The 417-nt window shown below is 77.9% G+C and carries 1 pseudogene; it reads right to left on the bottom strand.

Annotated elements, in window-relative coordinates:
• Nucleotides 1-417 (bottom strand): annotated as a pseudogene (locus H7I57_RS30885) (hypothetical protein); the annotation flags it as partial.

Here is a 417-nt window from a genome sequence, read left to right as displayed (position 1 = left end):
ATCCGCCGACGCCGCCGAACACCGCCGCTCGGGGCGAGGAGCCTTGCGCCAGACCGGCGTTGCCACCGTCACCGCCCGCGCCGCCGCCGGCGCCGTCGCCGCCATCGCCGCCGTCACCGCTGACGATCCAGTCGTGCGGTGCGCTGAACCAGGGCGCCACTCCTTGACCCTGGCCGCCGTGACCACCCGACTGGTCGGTGCCCGCCGCGCCGTCCGCTCCGCGTCCGCCGGCATTGCCGATCAGGACCGCGCCCACGACGGTGTTCGAATAGGGCAGCCCGGTCGATCCGAGGTGGTTCGGGTTTCCGGTGGCGGCGCTGCCGCGCGCGGCGGGGTTGGCCCCGTCGAGGCCCTGCCCGCCCCGGTGGCGGCGCTGCCGCGCGCGGCGGGGTTGGCCCCGTCGAGGCCCTGCCCGCC

It is taken from the genome of Mycolicibacterium pyrenivorans, assembly GCF_025821625.1.
GTDB lineage: Bacteria > Actinomycetota > Actinomycetes > Mycobacteriales > Mycobacteriaceae > Mycobacterium > Mycobacterium pyrenivorans.
This window is presented reverse-complemented; position numbering and strand designations above follow the sequence as displayed.